Origin of the sequence: Actinokineospora inagensis DSM 44258, assembly GCF_000482865.1 — a bacterium.
In the GTDB taxonomy this organism is placed as follows: domain Bacteria; phylum Actinomycetota; class Actinomycetes; order Mycobacteriales; family Pseudonocardiaceae; genus Actinokineospora; species Actinokineospora inagensis.
In genome coordinates, this window is sequence record NZ_KI519517.1 from 182,653 (window position 1) to 201,693 (window position 19,041).

General features: G+C 73.0%; 10 protein-coding genes and 1 pseudogene. 7 read left to right on the top strand and 4 right to left on the bottom strand.

Annotated features, from left to right (window positions below; all coding sequences use genetic code 11):
* From H504_RS37530 to H504_RS0128815, 4 genes are all read left to right on the top strand, one after another.
* Entirely contained in the window at positions 1 to 4,107 is a 4,107-nt protein-coding gene (locus H504_RS37530; RefSeq protein WP_245614493.1) for a beta-ketoacyl synthase N-terminal-like domain-containing protein, read from the top strand.
* Positions 4,100 to 4,408 carry a phosphopantetheine-binding protein gene (locus tag H504_RS0128805; RefSeq protein ID WP_026425620.1) on the top strand — a complete coding sequence of 103 codons (309 nt, stop codon included), beginning with the start codon at positions 4,100 to 4,102 and terminating at the stop codon, positions 4,406 to 4,408. Before H504_RS37530 ends, H504_RS0128805 begins: the two co-directional genes overlap by 8 nt.
* A 315-nt stretch (positions 4,409 to 4,723) precedes the next feature.
* Complete coding sequence (locus tag H504_RS0128810; RefSeq protein WP_026425621.1) at positions 4,724 to 5,506, top strand: alpha/beta fold hydrolase; 783 nt, start codon at positions 4,724 to 4,726, stop codon at positions 5,504 to 5,506.
* Positions 5,503 to 6,660 carry a glycosyltransferase gene (locus H504_RS0128815; protein WP_026425622.1) on the top strand — a complete coding sequence of 386 codons (1,158 nt, stop codon included), beginning with the start codon at positions 5,503 to 5,505 and terminating at the stop codon, positions 6,658 to 6,660. The genes H504_RS0128810 and H504_RS0128815 overlap by 4 nt, the downstream gene beginning before the upstream one ends.
* On the opposite strand, the gene H504_RS40600 is transcribed toward H504_RS0128815, so the two are convergent.
* The 4 genes and pseudogenes from H504_RS40600 to H504_RS37540 form a co-directional block, all read right to left on the bottom strand.
* On the bottom strand, positions 6,546 to 8,396 hold the full coding sequence (locus H504_RS40600) for an AfsR/SARP family transcriptional regulator (protein ID WP_084468338.1): 1,851 nt from the start codon (positions 8,394 to 8,396) through the stop codon (positions 6,546 to 6,548). The two genes, H504_RS0128815 and H504_RS40600, sit on opposite strands and share 115 nt — an antisense overlap.
* Before the next feature lie 12 nt (positions 8,397 to 8,408).
* Entirely contained in the window at positions 8,409 to 9,314 is a 906-nt protein-coding gene (locus tag H504_RS0128825; RefSeq protein ID WP_084468369.1) for an ABC transporter permease, read from the bottom strand.
* A complete protein-coding gene (locus H504_RS0128830) occupies positions 9,311 to 10,264 on the bottom strand; it encodes an ATP-binding cassette domain-containing protein (RefSeq protein WP_026425624.1) in 954 nt (317 codons plus the stop codon). The genes H504_RS0128825 and H504_RS0128830 overlap by 4 nt, the downstream gene beginning before the upstream one ends.
* 132 nt (positions 10,265 to 10,396) lie before the next feature.
* Positions 10,397 to 15,214 (bottom strand): annotated as a pseudogene (locus H504_RS37540) (SDR family NAD(P)-dependent oxidoreductase); the annotation flags it as partial.
* Positions 15,215 to 15,462: 248 nt separating this feature from the next.
* Between H504_RS37540 and H504_RS37545 the strand changes: the two are divergent.
* Genes H504_RS37545 through H504_RS0128850 form a run of 3 tightly spaced genes read left to right on the top strand, consistent with a single transcriptional unit; the run spans position 15,463 to position 18,934 of the window.
* Entirely contained in the window at positions 15,463 to 16,968 is a 1,506-nt protein-coding gene (locus H504_RS37545) for an arylsulfotransferase family protein (RefSeq protein WP_169735476.1), read from the top strand.
* The gene (gene cysC, locus H504_RS43905; RefSeq protein ID WP_084468343.1) at positions 16,965 to 18,305 is read left to right on the top strand and encodes an adenylyl-sulfate kinase; all 1,341 of its coding nucleotides are present in this window, start codon (positions 16,965 to 16,967) and stop codon (positions 18,303 to 18,305) included. Before H504_RS37545 ends, cysC begins: the two co-directional genes overlap by 4 nt.
* Positions 18,302 to 18,934, top strand: coding sequence for a sulfotransferase family protein (locus H504_RS0128850; protein WP_026425625.1), 633 nt, complete (start codon positions 18,302 to 18,304; stop codon positions 18,932 to 18,934). Before cysC ends, H504_RS0128850 begins: the two co-directional genes overlap by 4 nt.
* Positions 18,935 to 19,041: the final 107 nt, after the last annotated feature.

Sequence of the window (19,041 nt, forward strand, 5' to 3'; positions counted from 1 at the left end):
GTGTCCAGACCACCGCAGGCGCGGGAACCGGTGGCGATCGTCGGGATGGCGGTGATGCTGCCCGGCGCGCCGGACCTGGAGACCTACTGGCACAACCTGCGCGCCGGGGTGGACGCCATCACCGACGTCCCCGCCGACCGCAGGGACCCGCACTTCCACGCGGGAGTCGCGGACCCCACCAAGCCGGTCCCGCCGGACCGCACCTACTGCCACCGCGGCGGGTTCCTGGCGCCGTTCGACATCGACGCCGCCGGGCTGGGCATCATGCCCAACTCGGTGGACACCATCGAACCGGACCAACTGCTCTCGCTGCGGGTCGCGTCGATGGCGGTCGCCGACGCGGGCGGGCTGTCCACGCTCGGCGACCCGACGAGGATCGGCGTGATCCTCGGCCGCGGCGGCTACATCGGTCCGCGCATGGTCGGCCTGGAGCAGCGGGTCCGCACCGTCCGCACGGTGATGCGGGTGCTGGCCGAGCTGAACCCCGGCATGAGCCCCGAGGAGTCGGAGCGGGTGCGGTCGGCGCTGCTCGACCCGTTCGGTCCGGCGCAGCCCGAGGCGGCGATCAACCTGGTGCCGAACCTGGCCGCGTCCCGGGTCGCCAACCGGCTGGACCTGCGCGGTCCCGCCTACACGGTGGACGCGGCGTGCGCGTCGTCGCTGCTCGCGGTGGACCAGGCGGTCGGCGAGCTCGACTCCGGCCGCTGCGACGCCGTCCTCGCCGGCGGGGTCTACCACGGCCACGACGACACCTTCTGGGCCGTGTTCAGCCAGTTGCGGGCGCTGTCGCCGACGCAGGGCAGCAGGCCGCTGTCCCGCGACGCCGACGGGCTGCTCATCGGTGAGGGCGCCGGTTTCGTGGTGCTGCGCAGGCTCTCCGACGCGCACCGCGACGGCGACCGGGTCTACGCGGTGATCCGCGGGGTCGGGTCGGCCAGCGACGGCCGCACGCAGAGCCTGTTCAACCCGGACACCGCGGGCCAGCAGGCCGCGCTGCGCCGGGCCTGGTCGGCGGCCGGGCTGGACCCGGCCGCGCCGGACTCGGTCGGCATGGTGGAGGCGCACAGCACGGCGACGCCGGTGGGTGACGCGTCCGAGTTGACCGCGCTGGCCGAGGTGTTCGGTGCCCCGCCCGGCTCGTCGGCGGTGATCGGGTCGGTCAAGTCGATGATCGGGCACACGATGCCTGCCGCCGGGGTCGCCGGTCTGGTCAAGGCCGCTTTGGCGGTGTACCACGGGGTTCTGCTGCCGACGCTGCACTGCTCGGAGCCCAACCCGCTGCTGGCCAAGACCCGGTTCCGGGTGCTCGACGAGCCCCGCCCGTGGGAGGGCGCGGGTCCGCGTCGGGCCGCGGTCAACGCGTTCGGGTTCGGCGGGATCAACGCGCACGTCGTGATCGAGCAGGACGTCACACCGGCGTCGTCGGGCGCGGTGAGTGTCGACGAGCCGGAACGGGTGCTGCGCCTGGCGGCGGACGATCCGACCGAGTTGTCCCGACTGCTCGACGCGCACGCCGACAACCCCACCGGGGAACCGGTCGGCACGGGTCGGTACCGGCTGGGCATCGTCGGTCCCAACGCGAAGCGGCTCTCGGTGGCCCGCCGCGTGCTGGCCAGAGCGGGGCAGCCCGGGTGGAAGTGGTCCTCCGGTGACGTGTGGTTCACCGGCGAGCCGCTGCTGCACGAGTCGGGCGCCAAGACCGCGTTCGTGTTCCCCGGCTTGGAGGCCGAGTTCGCGCCGCGGGTCGAGGACGTGGCCGCGCTGCTCGGCGAGACACCGCCCACCATCGGCACCGAGACCGTGCCGGAGCACGTCGCGGCGGTCGCCGATGTCGGCATGCTGCTGCACCGCGCCCTGGGCCGGATGGGAGTGCGTCCGGACGGCTTCGCCGGGCACAGCATCGGCGAGTGGACCGCGGCCGTGCTCGCGGGCATGTTCACCGGCGACCGCCCGGGGATCGGGCTCGACGGGTTCCCGATGCCCGAGGTCGACTACCTCGCCCTGGGCTGCTCGGTCGAAGAGGCCGCAGCGGGCATCGTCGGCGAGTCGGATGTTGTTGTCTCCCATGACAACGCGCCGAGGCAGACCGTCGTGTGTGGACCTCCGGCGGCGGTCGAGCGGCTGGGGGTCAAGTTCCGGGCCGCCGGGGTGTTCGCCCGGTCGCTGCCGTTCCAGACCGGGTTCCACACCCCGATGATGCGGCCGTTCGTCGAGACCTACCTGAGCGCGATGGACGCGACCGGGGTGCGGCCGGGCACCGTCCCGATGTGGTCGGCCACCACCGCCGACCGGTACCCCGCCGACGTCGCCGCGCTGCGCAGGCTCTCCGCCGACCACCTGCTGCTCCCGGTCCGCTTCCGCGAGCTGGTCGACCGGATGTACGCCGAGGGCTACCGGGTGTTCCTGCACATGGGCCCCGGTCAGCTCGGCTCGTTCGTGGCCGACACCCTGGCCGACCGGCCGCACCTGGTGATCAACGCCGCCTCCGGGCTGCGCACCGGCCTTGCCCAGTTGCGCCGGTTGGGTACGGCGCTGTGGGTCGATGGCGGGGAGCCCGACCTCGGGGCACTGGACCGCCGGACCCGGGAACCAGGTAAGTCCGAAGTGGACAAACCGGTGCGGCCGGGCATCACGGTTCGGGTCACCACGCCGACGCTCGCGGTCCAGGCGGTGCGCGGGCTGCTCGACCGGCGGGTCCCGCTCGGCGCGCGGCCGGACCTGCCCGCCGACCTGCCGGAGACCGTCGCCGCTGAACTGGCCGCCCTGCTCGCCGAGACCGACGACACGGTCCGCTCGGTGGTGGCCGCCGTCGCCGAGAGGCCGAAGCGGTCCAACGGACACCGGGCGCACACCCCGGCCCCGCGGGTCGTGCCGTCCCCGCCGTCTGGCGCGGTGATCACCAAGGCGCCGACCGCCCCGGCCACGGTGCGGACCAGCGTGTTGCGGATCTCCGTCGAGACCATGCCGTACCTGCGTGGGCACCGGTTCTTCCGGCAGCGCGCGGACTGGCCGGACGAGACCGACTACCGCCCGGTGGTGCCCGCGACGACGTTGGTGGAGTGGGCGCAGCGGGCGGCGGAGCAGGCGTGGCCCGGCGAGGTCGCGGTGGCCGTGCGGGACATCCGGTTCACCCGGTGGGTGATCGCCGCCCCCGCGCAGGACATGGAGATCCGGGTCGACCGGCCGGTGCCCGGCGGGCCAGTAATTGTCCACATGGGACAGTCAGCGGTGATGGCGGTCGACCTGGCGGCGGACTACCCGCCCGCCCCGGCGCCCCGCCCGCACCCCGGCCCGCTCGACGGCCCGGTGCTGACGCACAAGGAGATCTACGGCGAGCGGCAGATGTTCCACGGCCCGCAGTACCAGGGGCTGACCGAGGTCACCGCGCACGTCGGCGACCAGCTCTGCTGCCAGGTCGCCGTGCTGCCCGCGCCGGGTTCGGTGCTCGACAACGTCGGCCAGGCGCTGGGCTGCTGGCTGCAGGTGAAGGCGGAGCGCCGGATACTCGCCTTCCCGGTGCGGGTCGACTCGATCACCTTCCACGGCCCGCCGCCGCCGATGGGGGTGCGGGTCGACTGCGTCGCCGACGCGCGGCTGCCCGACGACTCGGCGGTGGAGATGGACGCCGAGGTGACCTACCACGGCAAGGTCTGGGCCAGGATCACCGGCTGGCACGACATCCGGCTGGACTGCGACCAGGCCGACCACGGCGTGTACGCCTTCCCCCGGGACAACTCGCTGTCCACGCCGCTGGCCGACGGCTGGTGGCGGGCGGTGGACCGGTGGACGACGCTGGCCTCGCGCGACGTGTTCGTCGGGGTCTACCTGAACGCGCCCGAACGGGCGGAGTACGCGGCGGTCCCGCCGCGCGAGCAGCGCGGATGGCTGCTCGGGCGGGTGGCCGCCAAGGACGCCGTGCGCGGCTGGCTGGCCGAGCACGGCGGGGAGCGGGCCTTCCCCGCGGAAATCCTGGTGACCGGGGACGGCGACCGTCTCCGGGTGCGCGGACACCACGGCCGGTCGCTGCCCGGGTTGCGGGTCATCCTCGCGCCCGGCGGCCCGACCGCCGTGTCCGCCCGAGTGGAGAGGACCACCGGAGATGGCTGAAACGACCACCGTGTTCGACGCGGTCGTCGAGTTGATCGGCGGACTGGTCGGCGACGATCTGGACATCCTCGGGGTCGAGGTGCGCCACGACACGGCCTTCCACGAGGACCTCGGCCTGGAGAGCATCGACCTGGTCACCCTGGCGGGCCTGCTCACCGAGCGCTTCGGCCCCCGGGTCAACCTCGCCGAACACCTGGCCGAGTTCGACCTGGACGACGTGATCGGCCTGACCGTCGGCCAGATCGCCGACTACGTCGCGGCCTGCCTGCGCGACTCGGACGGCCTGCCCGAGGGGGGATGAGGTGCCGGAACCGAAGGTCAACGGTCCGCGTACCGACTACCGGTGGCGGTCCGGCACCCGAAACCCGTCCGGGGCGGTACCGGGTGCCGACGGCCGAGCGAGGTCCGCGGCCGCGCACCGGTGGCCCGGCTTCGTTGTCCGCGCCTGCCACCACTCGGCGAACCACGGGCGTTGCCCGCTTGGCCGCCCCGCGCCCGGAGGAGACATGCCTGGAATCGAAGGTGGCAGCCGCATACCGGTGGCTGGGTGCCGTCCTGTTGCCTGGAACCGTGCGCGCTGTTCGCTCGGTCGCGCCGGGTGTGGAGGAGGGGTGGCATGCCTGAGCTGAAGGTCAATGGGCTGCGCACGAACTACCAGGTGCTCCCCGGGACGGGCAGTCCGTCCGAGACGGTGGTGTTCATCCACGGTATGGGCACCGACAGCCTGGCCAGCTTCTACCTGACGCTGGCGCCGCCGGTGGCGGCGGCTGGGATCGACGTGATCAGTTATGACCTGCGTGGGCACGGCAAGTCCGAGCGCCCGGTGAGCGGGTACACGCTGGCCGATTTCGTCGCGGACCTGGACGAGTTGTTGCGGTCGCTGGTCGGTGACCGGCCCGCGCACCTGGTGGGCAACAGCTTCGGCGGCACGATCGCGTACGCCTTCGCCGCCACCCACCCGGACCGGGTCCGGTCGGTGGTGTCGATCGAGTCCGAGCCGCCGACGGAGTTCTGGGCGGCGAAGATGACCGGCATCCTGGCGGCCACCACCGAGATGCTCGGCGTGGAGGAGAACTACGAGTGGATCGAGGCGACCTTCGGCGCGCACCACCGGCGGCTGGCCCGGTTGGCGGCCAAGCGGTTCACCTCGACCACGATGGCCGAGGAGGTGCCGACCGGGACGATGATGACCATGGACGACGTGGCCGCCATCGAGGTGCCGGTGCTGTCCATCCTGGGCCGGTTCGGCTACCAGTCCGACGACCTGGACGCGTTGACCTCGCTGATGCCGCGCGGTGAGCTGTTCGTCTTCGACGACCAGGGCCACTCGGTGTTGGTCGAGCAGCACCGGGCGGTGCGCGGGCTGCTGGTCGACTGGGTTCGGAGGCACAGCGGATGAGCAGGCTGCTGTTCGTCGTCCCGCCGCTGGCGGGCCACGTCAACCCCCTGGTTGGCGTGGCCGCCGCGGCCGTCGCCCGCGGCCACGAGGTGGCCTGGGTCGGCCCGTGCCCGGTGGTGCGGGACCTGGTCGGGGAGCGGGTGTACCCGGCCGGGTCCTATGTGGAGCGTCGGCCCGCCGGGCTGCGCGCGTTCGCCGCGCTGCGGTTCCTGTGGGCGGAGTTCCTGGTGCCGCTGGCCGACGCCATGGTGCCCGGGGTGCTGGCCGCGGTGGCGGACTTTGACCCGGACCTGCTGGTGGTCGACCAGCAGGCGTTCGCCGGGGCGCTGGTCGCCGAGCGGCTGGGGCTGCCCTGGGTCACCTCGGCCAGCACCTCCACCGAGCTGGCCGACCCGCTGGGGTCGATGCCGCGCATCGCCGAGTGGGTGCGCGACCAGCAGCGCGGCCTGCGCGACCGGCACGGCGTGCCCGGCGACGACGACCTGCGGTTCTCGCCGCACTCGGTCGTCGTGTTCAGCACCGCCGAGCTCGCCGGTGACCCGATGGTGTCGGTGGCGGGCCCACACTACGTCGGCCCGTCGCTGGCCCGGCGCAGGCCGGTGGAGTTCCCGTGGGCCCGGCTGCGGCCGGGCGCCCGGCTGGTGCTGGTCACCCTGGGCACCACGAACTCCGAGGCGGGCGGCCGGTTCCTGGCCGAGTGCGCGCTGGCGCTCGCCGAGCTGCGGGACCGGGACCTGCAGGGCGTCGTGATCGACCCGGGCGGCTTCCTCGCCCCGGCCGGGGACGTGGTCGTGGTCCCGTCGGCGCCGCTGCTGGACCTGATCCCGCGCGCGGCCGCGGTGGTCTGCCACGGCGGGCACAACACCGTGTGCGAGACCCTGGCGCACGGTGTCCCGCTGGTCGTCGCGCCGATCCGGGACGACCAGCCGGTGGTGGCCGACCAGGTCGTCGCGTCCGGTTCCGGTGTGCGGCTGCGGTTCGACCACGCCCGCGCACCGGACATCGCCAAAGCGGTGCGCGCGGTCACCGCCGAACCGGGTTACGTCGAGGCGGCCTGCCGGGTGCGGGCGTCGTTCGACCGGGCGGGTGGCGCCCAGGCCGTGGTGTCCCGGGTGGAGGACCTAGTGCTCAGCTCGCGGATCGCGCGCAGGTAGAGCGGATCGATCCGGTAGCGGGTGTCGCCGTCCGCCCGGGTGCGGCCCTGCGGTGCCGGGTCGGCCAGCCGGATCCAGGTGAGCCGGTCGAGCAGGTCGGTCGCGTCGTCGGGGGAGAGGTCGACGCTGCGGGCCACCCAGTCCGCGGACACCGCGTCCGGCCGGTCGTCGCGGTGCGCCAACCGCACCAGCGCCGCCCAGTCGGTGGCGTCGAGCCCGTCGGCGCTGCGCGCCACGCTGGCCGCCAGGTCCAGCTTGCCCGCGGTCAGCGGCGGGTCGGCCAGCCGCTGCGCCAGCCTGCCCAGTGACCAATGTGGACGGTAGCGGGCGAGCTCGGCGAGCACGGCGGCGGCCATCGGCAGCCCGCGGCAGCGGGTGACCAGCGACCAGGCGGCCAGCGGTTCGCGTTCCACGCGGGCCTGCCCGACCCGGGAGGTGAACAGGGTCAACAGGTCCTCGGGCGCCATCCGCGGCAGTTCGACCGACACCACCGGGGCGGACAGCCGCGACGCGCACCCCAGCACCAGCGCGCTGTCCGGGGAACCCGGTGCCAGCGCGGAGAACTCGGTGCCGTCGGTCACGTTGTCCAGCACCACCAGCAGCCGGGAGTCCCTGGTGTGCTTGCGGAACGAGAGCACCCGGGCCGCGAGTCCTTCCGGGATCGCGGTGCCCGGCCGCAGCGCGCGCAGGAAGTTGCCGAGGATTTCGGTGGGGGAGTGCTCGGCGACGTCGGCCAGCAGCCTGCCGTCCGGGTAGGCCGCCCGCGCCTGCTCGGCCACGCGCGCGCAGAACGTGCTCGTCCCGACACCAGGCGCCCCGACGACGGCGAGCACCGCCGGACCCGATCGCGGTGTCCTGGTCAGCTCCGCCAACGCGAACTCCGCCTGCGGCCCGTGCCCGACGACCTCACCGGTCGGGAACACCTGTTCCGGGCGGCCGTAACGGGGAACCCGCAACGGGCGCACGGTCGACACCGGCGGCGCGGACTCCGGCGGCTCGTCGCGCAGGGCGCGTTCGAACGCCGACCGCAGTGCCTGACCGGGTTCCAGTCCGGACTCCCGCGCCAACCGGGCCCGCACGTCGTGGAACAGGTCCGTGGCGCGGGCGCGCTGACCGACGCAGGCGAACCCGAGCAGCAGCGACGCGTAGAGCTGTTCGTGCCGGGGGTCTTCGCGCACCACCCGGTCGACCTGCGCCAGCACCGCCTCCGGTCGACCGAGGTCGAGCTGCACCCGCAGGTACCGCTCCAGCACGCCGACCCGCACCAGGTCCAGCCGCGCCTTCTCCCGGCGCAGCACCGGGCCCAGCGACACGTCCGAGAGCACCTCGCCCCGGCACAGGTCCACCGCGGCGCCCAGCACGTCGGCTGCGGCGGCCGGGTCGCGGCCGCGCAGGTGCGACTCGGCGGTGTCGCGCAGCCGGAGCAGGTGCTCGGCGTCGAGGTAGTCGGCGGGCGCGAGCTCCAGCCGGTAGCCGACCTTGGGGGTGTGCAGGCACACCTCGGCGGTGCCGAACAGCTTGCGCAACTGCGAGACGTAGGTCTGCACGATCCGGGCCAGCTTCGCCGACGGCGGCCCGGACCACAGCTCGTCGGTGATCGTCTCGTGCCGCACCACCGTGCCCGGGTTGGCCGCCAGCAGCGCCAGCAGCCTGCGCAGCTTGGGCTGCGTCGGGGTGACCGGCGCGCCGTCCAGGCTGCCGCGCAGCGCCCCCACGATCTCGATCCGAATGGTCATGGCGATCCTCGTTCAGGCCGACCGGCGGAAGTTCCGGGCGGCGATGGCGCCCCCGCCGAGCGCGGCGACCGCGGCCAGGCCGACCGCCATCGGCAGCGACCAGCCGGGCACCCGGCCCAGCGCGAGCGCGCGGGCGGCGTCGATCGCGTAGGTCAGCGGGTTGACCGTGGCCACCGCCCGCACCCACGCGGGCATGCTCTGCAGCGGCATGTACGCGCTGCTGGAGAACATCAGCGGGTAGGTGGCGATGAAGGACACCGCCTGCATCAGCTCGATGCTGCGCTGCCAGGTCGCGATGGCGACGAACAGCCAGCTCAGCCCCCAGCCGACGAACAGCGTCAGCAGCACCGCCGCCGCGAGTCCCAGCGGACCCCCGTACGGGGCGAAGTCCAGGAACAGCACGGCAGCCACCACGATCGCCACCAACTGCACGGCCAGCCGCGCGGTGTCGGCGAACGTGCGGGCCAGCAGCACCGAGCCGGTGGCGATCGGCAGGCTGCGGAACCGGCCGATCACCCCGCTGTAGGTCTCGGCGACCAGCCCGGCGCCGGCGCCCATCGCGGTGATCATCGCGATGTTCACCAGCGTCGCGGGCATCAGGTAGTTGATGTACCCCTGGTACTGGGCCACCCCGGGCAGCGACCCGACCCCGGAGAACACCTGGCTGAACAGCAGCAGCAGCACGACCGGCTGCAGCAGCCCGAAGAACACCAGCCGCGGGTCGCCGAACGCGGCCCGCAGCGACCGGGTGGTCAGCACCCACACCTGGGTGCGCAGCGAGCTCCCGGTCCACTCGGTCCGGTCGCCGACCACGTCCTCGTCGCCGGGCTCGGCGTTGGTCGAACCCGCCTTGCTCGAACTGGTCTTGCTCGAACCCGTCTTGCTCGCACCCGAGCGCAGGTGCCGGGGCTTGCTCATGGCGCCTCCCAGGTCGCGGTGTCCCACGCGGCGCGGTGCAGGGCGAGGTACACCTCGTCCAGCGTCGGTTCGGTGACGGTCAGGTCGACCACGGTCACCCCGTACTGGTCCAGGGCGCGCACCAGCGGCACGATCTGGCCCGCGGCGGGGATGGCCGCGGTGACCACGTACGCGTCCGGGTCCAGCACCGGTTTGAGACCGAGCCGGGTGAACTCCTCCAGCGCCCAACGGGCCGACCAGGCGTCCGGGAAGGTCACCGCGGCGGTCCGGGCGCCGACCTTCGCCTTCAGCTCGGTGGGCGTGCCGCTGGCGACCACGGCGCCCGCGGCCAGCACGACCAGGTCGTCGGCGAGCCGGTCGGCCTCCTCCAGGTACTGGGTGGTCAGCACGACCGTGGTGCCCTCGCGGGCCAGCAGCCGCACGGTGGTCCACAACCCGGTGCGGCTCACCGGGTCCAGCCCGGTCGTCGGCTCGTCCAGGAACAGCACCTTGGGCGAGCCGACCAGGCAGGCGGCCAGGTCCAGCCTGCGCCGCATGCCGCCGGAGAAGGTCATCGAGACCCGGTCGGCGGCCTCCACCAGGCCGAACAGCTCGATCAGCTCGTCCGCCCGCGCCCGCGCCGCCTTGGCCGGGGCGCCCATCAGCCTGGCCACCAGCACCAGGTTCCCGCGCGCGGTCAGCGTTTCGTCGATCGAGGCGAACTGCCCGGTGAGCGCGATCCGCCTGCGCACCTGGTGCCCGTCGCGGGTCACGTCGAAGCCGCACACGGTGGCCGAGCCGGTGCTCGGCCTGGTTCGGGTGGCCAGGATGTCGACCAGGGTCGTCTTCCCGGCCCCGTTGTGCCCGAGCACGGCGAGCACGCTGCCCGCGGCGACCGACAGGGTGACCCCGGTCAGCGCGGTCACCGGACCGTAGCTCTTGCCGAGGTCGACCACCTCGATACGCGGCAGCCCGGTCGCCCCGGTCCGACTCGAAGAAAGGGGACCCAGTGCGTTCGTCCGATTTTCGGGCACCGGATCGTCCTTTCTGACAAATCGGGCCACTGTGGCCGCGAATCCCACCTGTGAATTGTTGATTGTGAATCACTGACCGGGGTAATCCCATCCACTTATAAGGTCGTCCGGTTGGTCGACCGCCGGAACGGGTCGAATTGCGGTGATCGCCGCGGGTGGCCGGTCGTGCGCTCGCGGGCGATCGGTGTTCCAGGTGCCGGTGTCCGATGTGTTCGCGTTCACTGTCGGCGTGGTACTCGGGGCGGGTTCGGTGGTGTCCTGGTCGGCTGTCTGCGCGGTACTTGTGCTGTCCGGTCTGGTGTTCCCGGTGTCGGACGGGTCCAGGTGGCGGGCGAGGGCCGCCGGGGTGGGGTGGTCGAACACCAGGGTCGGTGGCAGCGCCCGTCCGGTCGCCGCGCTGAGTCGGTTGCGGAGTTCCACCGCGGACAACGAGTCGAAACCCAGTTCCCGGAACGGTCTCGTGGGATCGACCGCGGCCGGGTCCCGGTGGCCCAGCACCACGGCCACTTCCCGCCGCACCACCGTGAGCATGTCGGAGACCGGTTGCGCCGCAACGGGTTCCGGTGCCGGTTCGGCTGGTGTCAGCTCGCTGCGGCGCAGCGGGACGAGCACCGGCGCCGAGGTGGCGACCGCTCGGTCGAACAGCGCCAGTGCGTCCTCAGTGGACAGTGGGGCGACCCCGGCCCTGGCGATCCTGGCCAGGTCGGCCGCGGTGAGGTCGGCCGTCATCGCGCCGCGGTGTGCCCACACCCCCCAGGCCAGCGCCATGGCGGGCAGCCCGATCGAGCGGCGGTGCCGGGCCAGCGCGTCCAGGTAGGCGTTGGCGGCGGCGTAGTTGCCCTGCCCCGCCGCGCCGATGGTGCCCGCCGCCGACGAGAACAGCAGGAAGAAGTCCAGGTCCGCGCCGGTCGTCAACGTGTGTAGATGCCGCGCGCCGGACACCTTGGGCAGCAGCACCCGCTCCACCTGGTCCGGGGTCAGCGCGTCCACGGTGCCATCGACCCGCTCGCCCGCCGCGTGCACCACCCCGACCAGCGGGCGGTCCACCTCGATCTTGGCCAGCACGGCGGCCAGCGCGACCCGGTCGGTGACGTCGCACGGGCGGATCACCACCGATTCCGCGCCCGCCGCGCACAACTGGCCGACCAGCGGGTCGTCCGGGGCGGCGGACCGGCTCAGCAGCACCAGGTGCCGCGCGCCGTGCGCGACCACCAGGTGCCGGGCGATGATCCGGCCCAGGGCGCCGGTGCCGCCGGTGACCAGCACGGTCCCGGTGGCCATCCGGTTGCTGGGCACGGTGAGCACCAGTTTGCCGGTGTGGGTTCCGGCCCGCATCCGGCGCAGGGGTTCGGCGATCTCCCGGATGTCCCAGGCCCGCGGCGGCGGCGGCGCCAGGTCGCCCGACGCGGCCAGCGCGACCACCCCGGCGAGGAGTTCGCCGATCCGCTCCGGTCCGGCGGAGTCGACCAGGTCGAACGCCCGGTAGTCGACGTGGTGTTCGCGCGCCACCCGCCCGGGGTCGCGCACGTCCAGCTTGCCCATGTCGACCAACCGGCCACCGGGGCGCAGCAACCGCAGCGAGGCGTCCAGCAGCGGGCCGGTGAGCGAGTTGAGCACCAGGTCCGCGCCGTGGAACCGGTCGGCGAACGCGGCGTCCCGCGAGGAGGCGACCTCTTCCACTCCCAGCGATCGCACCAGCGCCTGCTTGCCCGGTGACGCCGTGGCCAGAACCCGCGCGCCGTTGAGCCGCGCCAACGCCACCGCGGCCATCCCGACCCCGCCCGCCGCCGCGTGCACGACCACGGTCTCACCGGGTCGCAACCCGCCGAGGTCGAACAACCCGTGCCAGGCGGTCAGGTAGGCAACCGGGACGGACGCGGCCACCGCGAACGACCACCCGGTCGGCATCCGGGCCAGGAACCGCTGGTCGGTCGTCGCGCGCGCCGAGAACGCGCCGGGCACCAACCCGAACACCCGGTCGCCCGGCGCGAACGCGGACACGCCAACGCCGACGCGGCGGACGACGCCGGCGGCCTCGGCCCCCATCTGCCCCAGGCCGGGGTAGTTGCCCAGCGCCAGCAGGACATCGCGGAAGTTCAGCCCGGCGGCCCGGATGTCGATCTCCACCTCGCCCGGTCCCGGCGCGGCCTCGTCTACCGGTGTAGGCGATACCTCGTCCAGTGAGTGCCCAGCGCCCGGGGCGAGCCGCCAGCCGTCGGCGGGCAAGGTCAGCCCGTGCGGCCGGTGCGGGGCGAGCGTGGGTACGAGCACTTCTGTGTCGACCGAGAGGGCCGCGCCGACCGAGGCGGCGGCCAGCACGGGTACCACCAGGTCGCCGACCCGGTCCACCACCGCGAACCGGCCGGGGTGTTCCGCGCACGCGGACCGCATCAGGCCCCACACGGCCGCCCCGGGCAGGTCGGTGGGCGGCTCGTCCCCGGCCGATCCCCGGGTGACCACGGCGAGCGTCGACCGTTGCCACCGCTCGTCACCCAGCCAGGCGCGCAGGGTCTCCAGCGTCCACGAGACGGCCTCCAGCGGTGTGGTCCCGCCGCGCTCGACCAACACCAGGTCCGGTGTCTGCGCACCCGCGTCGACCGCGCCCGCCAGTTCCGTGAGATCCCGGTACCGCGCGCCCGCGTCGACCCAGGCCGAGTCGCCCAACACGGCGACCTCGTTGTGCCGCGCCGGTTCGGTGGGAACCCAGTCGACCGAGTACAGGCCGCCCCGCGCCGTTCGCAGGCCAAGGGACCCGATGACCAGCACCGGCTTGCCGTCGGTGCCCGCGGCGGCGACCTCCACGATCGAGCCGTCCCGCACACCGATCCGCACCCGCAGCGCGCGGGCGCCCGCCAGGCGGGACCGGACGTCGGTGAAGGTGTGCGGGAGCCCTTCAACTGTGTCGGTGTCGCCGAGGACGTGCAGGGCACCGTCCAGCAGCGCGGGGTGCACCTCGAACCCGCGGACCACGTCCGGGTCGACGACGGTGTCGGCGTAGAGGTGGCCGTCGTCGCCGTGCCAGGCACGGCGCAACACGCGGAACGCGGGACCGTAGTGGTACCCGCGCGCGTCGAGGTCGGTGTAGAGCCGGTCGATGTCCACCGGCCGACCCGGCGGTGGCCAGGTCGTCGCCCAGGGCTGTTCTCGCAGCGGTTCATCGTCTGCGCGCAGCACGCCGGTCGCCCGAAGTGTCCACTGTGTACTGGAAGTCCGTGCCTCGACGCGCAGCGCGCGGGTTCCGTCGACCGGGGCTTGCGCGGTCAACCGGACCTCACCGCCGTCGACCTGGATCGGCGCGTGCAGCACGAGTTCACCGACGACCGGGTGGCGGGTGCGTCTACCGACGTGCAACGCGCACTCCAGCAGCGCGGCGGCGGGCAGGATCGGCGTGCCCGCGACAACGTGGTCACCGAGCCAGGTCGCGGCGCCCAGCGCGCCGGTGAACACGATCTCGCCCTCGGCGCCCGCCGCGCCGTGGTCCAGGAACGGGTGCACGGCGACGGGTGTGCCGGACTCCAGTGGCAGGTAGTCGGGCAGCCAGTAGCGGACCCGGTTCCCGTCGCCGGGCTCCGGTTCGGTGGGCCAGGCCGCGTCGCCCTGCTCCAGCAGCACGTGGGCGTTGGTGCCGCTGATCCCGAAGCCGGACACACCGGCCCGGCGCGGTCGGCCGAGGTCGGGCCACGGCCGGTTGTCCCGCAACACCTCGATCCGCCCGGCGGCCCAGTCCACCTGGTCGGAGAGCTCGTCGACGTACAGGGTGCGCGGCAGCACCCCGTGCGCGAGCGCGGCGACCGCCTTGATCATCCCGGCCGCGCCCGCCGCCGCGGCCGAATGCCCGATGTTCGACTTCACCGAGCCCAGCCACAGCGGCGCTGTCCGCTCCCCGTACGCGGCCACCAGCGCGGTTCCCTCGATCTTGTCGCCGACCGGGGTGCCGGTGCCGTGCGCCTCGACCAGGTCGACCTGGTCCGCGGTCAGGCCAGCGTTGCGCAGCGCGCTCGTGATCACCCGTTCCTGGGCGGCGCCGCTCGGGGTGCGCAGGCCCTCGGTGGCGCCGTCGGAGTTCACCGCGCTGCCGCGCACCAGCGCCAGCACGCGGTGCCCGTTGCGGCGGGCGTCGGCGAGCCGTTCGAGGACAACGATCCCGGCGCCCTCCGCCCACACCGTGCCGTCCGCGCCCGCGCCGAACGCCTTGCAGCGCCCGTCCGGGGCCAGACCGCGCACCTGGGCGAAGTCGACGATGCCACCGGGCGTGCACATCGCGGTCACCCCGCCCGCCAGCGCGAAGTCGGTTTCCCCGGCGCGCAACGACTGGCACGCCAGGTGCACCGCCACCAAGGAGGACGAGCACGCCGTATCGATGGTCAGCGCGGGCCCGTGCAGACCGAGCGCGTAGGCCACCCGGCCGGAGACGACACTGCTGACGCTGCCGGTGAGCCGCTTGCCGGACACCAATGCGGGACTCAAGTGCAGCGGCATCCCGTAGTCGGAGTACGCGACCCCGGCGAACACGCCGGTCGCGCTCCCGTACATCGATTCGGGTGGCAACCCGGCGTGCGTCAATGCCGCCCAGCACACATCCAGCAGCAGGCGTTGCTGTGGATCCATCGCCAACGCCTCGCGCGGGCTGATCCCGAACCGCTCGGCGTCGAATAGCGGCAGGTCGTAAAGGAATCCGGCCTCCCGCGTGTAGGTGCGACCGGGGCGGCGCGGGCGGCGGTCGTAAAGCGCGTCCAGGTCCCAACCGCGGTCCCCGGGGAAGGGGCCGATGCCGTCGCCGCCGGTGACCACCAGGTGCCACAACCCGGTCGGCGAGGTGGCTCCACCGGGAAAGCGGCAGCCGAGTCCGATTACCGCGATTGGCTCGGTCGGGCGGGGTTCGGTGTCCACTGGCCGAACATAAGCCGGGGTCACCCGTAATCGCTACCCCCGGGCCTGTCGCGGGTTATAAGAAACAGCTATAACATCAGTTGGTAATAATTCCGGTAATGTCCCGACCTTGGCTGAGCAGCGGGCTTGTGCCATGCTGGCCGAACTTCCGGATCACGGCGGTTCGGATCCGGCATCCGCCCCTCGGCCATATGGAAGTCAGAATGCCTCAATCGACGAAATGTGCCCCCGGACATGCGCGTTCGATGTTTATCGGCAGCATTACGGCGGTTATTGCAGTCGTTTTCTCCGGTTTACCCGGATCGGCGTCCGCGGCCGGGCTGCCGCCGTCGCCGATCGGCCCGCTCGGCGTGTTCGCCGCCCCGAGCGCCGCGGCGGCGCCACCGGTCGTCAAGCCCTACCTGTCCCGCCAGGACCTGGTGCCGCCGGTGATCAAGGTGGACACGAACACCGCGCCCACCTCGCCGGGCCTGATCCTGCTGACCCCCAAGGCGACCACCAACGAGCAGATGGGCCCGATGTTGGTCGACGACTCGGGCAACCCGCTGTGGTTCGACCAGCGCGGCGACAAGATCCGCCTGGTGATGAACGCGCAGAAGCAGACCTACCGGGGCAAGCCGGTGCTGATGTGGTGGGAGGGCGCGTTCATCCCGCTCGGCTGGGGCATGGGCACCGTCACCATCGTCGACGACCACTACCGCACCGTCGCCCAGGTGGGCGTGGACAACAGCATCGACCTGCACGCCATCAAGATCACCCCGCAGAACACGCTGATCGCGGTGTCCTACCGGACGACGAACACGGTGCCTGGCGGCGTCTCGCTGCGGCCGATCGTGGAGAACGTCATCCGCGAGATCGACATCGCCACCGGCAAGGTGCTCTGGACCTGGTCGAGCCTGGACCACATCCCCACCAACGAGTCCTACCTGCGCTCCAACGAACTGGTGGCGTGGGACTACCTGCACTTCAACGCGGTCGACCTCAACGCCGACGGCAACATCGTCATCTCCGGCCGCAACACGCACACCGTGTACACCATCGAGCGCGGCACCGGGAAGATCCTCTCCCGGATGGGCGGCAAGTTCTCCGACTACACCGTCGCCCCGGACGCGCAGTTCGCCTGGCAGCACAACGTGCAGGTGACGGCCAACGGCGACATCAGCATGTTCGACAACGAGCAGGGCGCCACCTTCCCGCCGACCTCGCCGACGCTGCCGTACTCGCGGGCGATCGTCGTGCACGTGGACCCGGCCACCAAGACCGTGTCGCTGGTCCGGTCGGTGCACACGCCGGACAACCTGGGCACCGGCGCGCAGGGCAGCAACCAGCCGATGCCGGACGGGCACGACTTCGTCAGTTGGGGCGACACCGGCCGCTACAGCGAGTTCGACCAGAACAACCAGATGATCTACGACGCGCACTTCACCGGCGCCACGGTCAACACCTTCGTCGGCAACCGGGTCGACTGGCACGGCTACCCGACCGAGCCGCCCGCGATCGCGGCCACCAAGACCGCCACCGGCGGGGTCACCGCGTACGCGAGCTGGAACGGCTCCACCGAGCTGCGCCGCTGGCAGTTGCTCACCGGCAACGACCCCAAGCACCTCAAGGTCGTCAGCGAGGTGCCGCGCGGCGGGTTCGAGACGTCGCTGACCGACGCCGGTGCCGCCACCTACGCCGCGGTCCGCGCGCTGGACGCGAACGGCAAGGTGCTGGCGACCTCACCGGTTGCGCAGGTGCAGGCCGGATGAGCAGCCGGGGCGCCGTTGTCTGGCTCACCGGCTTGTCCGGGTCGGGCAAGTCGACCATCGCCAGGGCGCTGGCGGTCGAGCTGGCGGGCGCGGGCACTCCGACCGAGGTGCTCGACGGGGACGTGGTGCGCTCCGCGCTGTCCGCCGAACTGGGCTTCAGCAGACGCGATCGGGGCATCCAGGTGCAGCGGGTCGGCTACCTGGCCGACCTGCTGTCCCGGCACGGGGTGACCGTGGTGGTCGCGCTGATCTCGCCGTACCGGGAGAACCGGGACGCGGTGCGGGCCGCCCTCGAGGCGGCCGGGTCGTCCTTTGTGGAGGTTCATGTCCGCGCGCCGCTGCAGGAGCTGATCCGCCGCGACACCAAGGGCCTCTACCGCAAGGCGCTGGCCGGGGAGATCAACGCCTTCACCGGCATCAGCGATCCCTACGAGCCACCCGGCCAACCGGAACTGGTGGTGGACACCGACGAGTGCGACCCGGCCGACGCGGTCGCCGAGATCATGTCCGCGCTGCGCCGGGCGCAGGCGGCCGACTCCGGTGACCACGCGCTGGCCGGTGACCTCGCCGTCGCCGCCGGGCGGCGGCTGCTGGCGTTGCGCGCCGAACTGGGTTTCGCCGATCCCGGCGCGCTGCGCGACGCGGGCGACCAGGGCTCGCACGCGCTGCTGGCGGCCAAGATCGCCGAGCACCGGCCGCACGACCGGCTGCGCTCGGAGGAGGCGTCCGGCGACGGCAGCGGCGAGCGGCTGTGGATCGTCGACCCGCTCGACGGCACCCGCGAGTTCGGTGAGGCCGACCGCACCGACTGGGCCGTGCACGTGGCCCTGTGGTCCGGCGGCGCGCTCACCGCGGGCGCCGTCGCGCTGCCCGCCCGCGACCTGCTGCTGACCACCGCCGCCGCGGTCGCCCGGCCGCGCGCGCCGGGCCGGTTCCGGATCGCGGTCAGCCGCACCCGGCCGCCCGCGCTGGCCAAGGCGCTGGCCGAGGAGTTGGACGCCGACCTGGTCCCGATGGGCTCGGCCGGGGTGAAGATCGCCTCGGTGCTGCTCGGCGAGACCGACCTGTACGTGCACGGCGGCGGCCAGTACGAGTGGGACTCCGCCGCCCCGGTCGCGGTGGCGCTCGCCGCCGGGCTGCACGCGTCCCGGTTGGACGGTTCCCCGCTGGTCTACGGCCGCCCCGACGCGTGGCTGCCGGACCTGGTGGTGTGCCGGGCCGACGACGCCGACCGGGTGCTCGCCGCCGTGAAGACCGTTGAGCAGGCCGCTGAGCACGGTGTTGGGCACAGTGCCGCGCCGGGCGCCCCGGCCACCCGAGTTGAGGAGAAGGCATGAAGGTCATCGGCGTCGGTCTCGGCCGCACCGGCACGGCCTCGGTGAAGGCGGCGCTGGAGCAGTTGGGCTTCGGCCCCTGCTACCACATGTTCGAGGTCACCGCGCACCCCGAGCACGGCGAGCAGTGGCTCTCCGGGTACGCGGGCGGCCCGGTCGACTGGGCCGCGGTGTTCGCGGGCTACAAGTCCACAATGGACTGGCCGGGCTGTTCGTTCTGGACCGAGCTCGTCGACCGCTACCCGGACGCGAAGGTCCTGCTGACCGTCCGCGACCCGCTGAGCTGGTACGGCAGCATGGCCCGCACCCTGTTGCCGGTGTGGAAGATGTCCACCGACCCGGCGCGCGATGTCCCCGGTTTCGAGTGGTACGGCCAACTCGTCAAAGCGATCTCCGACCACACCTTCGGCGGCGACCTCGACGACCGGGACCACCTGATCGGCGCGTTCACCGCGCACAACGACGCCGTGCGGGCCGCTGTCCCGGCCGACCGGCTGCTCAGCTACGAGGTCGGCCAGGGCTGGGCGCCGCTGTGCGAGTTCCTTGGTGTCGCGGTCCCCGACGGCGACTTCCCCCACCTGAACGACACCGCGTCGTTCCAGTCCATGGTCGAGCGGCTGCTGACCGCCTGACCGCGTGACCATCTGACCGTCTGACCGCGGACGTCCCGCCGGAGGCACCACCGATGGAAGAGTTGCGCGCCGAACTGCGCCGGTTGCGCGCCCGGGTCGCCGGGCTG

What these genes read in the sequence shown, in the direction of transcription:
- H504_RS37545 (WP_169735476.1), top strand. Translation starts at nt 15,463, where the DNA reads ATGTTTATCGGCAGCATTACGGCGGTTATTGCAGTCGTTTTCTCCGGT.
- H504_RS0128810 (WP_026425621.1), top strand. Translation starts at nt 4,724, where the DNA reads ATGCCTGAGCTGAAGGTCAATGGGCTGCGCACGAACTACCAGGTGCTC.
- H504_RS0128815 (WP_026425622.1), top strand. Translation starts at nt 5,503, where the DNA reads ATGAGCAGGCTGCTGTTCGTCGTCCCGCCGCTGGCGGGCCACGTCAAC.
- H504_RS0128805 (WP_026425620.1), top strand. Translation starts at nt 4,100, where the DNA reads ATGGCTGAAACGACCACCGTGTTCGACGCGGTCGTCGAGTTGATCGGC.
- H504_RS40600 (WP_084468338.1), bottom strand. Translation starts at nt 8,396, where the DNA reads ATGACCATTCGGATCGAGATCGTGGGGGCGCTGCGCGGCAGCCTGGAC.
- cysC (WP_084468343.1), top strand. Translation starts at nt 16,965, where the DNA reads ATGAGCAGCCGGGGCGCCGTTGTCTGGCTCACCGGCTTGTCCGGGTCG.
- H504_RS0128850 (WP_026425625.1), top strand. Translation starts at nt 18,302, where the DNA reads ATGAAGGTCATCGGCGTCGGTCTCGGCCGCACCGGCACGGCCTCGGTG.
- H504_RS0128825 (WP_084468369.1), bottom strand. Translation starts at nt 9,314, where the DNA reads ATGAGCAAGCCCCGGCACCTGCGCTCGGGTGCGAGCAAGACGGGTTCG.